Annotated in this window: 1 protein-coding gene; it reads right to left on the reverse strand. The window is 38.2% G+C overall.

What is annotated here, in order from left to right:
• The coding region (locus CLVI_RS17205) for a DNA gyrase subunit A (protein WP_278320546.1) at positions 1 to 557 on the reverse strand (557 nt) is incomplete at both ends.

The following is a 557-nucleotide window of genomic DNA, read 5'->3' on the forward strand; positions in this document are numbered from 1 at the left end:
TGTGTAATCAACTCATCGATTTCAATATCATTGTTATCCATGTAAGCTAATGTACCATTGACAACCTCAGTAAGATTGTGAGGAGGCATATTGGTTGCCATACCTACTGCAATCCCCGTAGCTCCATTTATTAACAAAGTAGGAACTCTAGTAGGCATTACTTTAGGCTCATATAAAGTATCATCAAAGTTCAACTGAAAATCAACAGTTTCTTTTTCGATATCTGCCATAATTTCTTCCGAAATCTTACGCATTCTTGCCTCTGTATAACGCATTGCTGCTGGGCTATCCCCATCAACAGATCCAAAGTTACCTTGTCCATCCACTAATAAATAACGCATACTCCACTCTTGAGCCATACGAACCATTGCATCATAAACAGAAGTATCACCGTGAGGGTGGTACTTTCCTAAAACTTCACCGACAATTCTTGCCGATTTTTTATGGGCTTTATTTGAAAAAACTCCTAAATCATACATTCCGTAAAGAACTCTTCGATGTACTGGTTTCAAACCATCTCTAACATCTGGAAGCGCTCTTGATACAATTACTGACAT

The organism is Clostridium vincentii (assembly GCF_002995745.1).
Lineage (GTDB): Bacteria > Bacillota > Clostridia > Clostridiales > Clostridiaceae > Clostridium > Clostridium vincentii.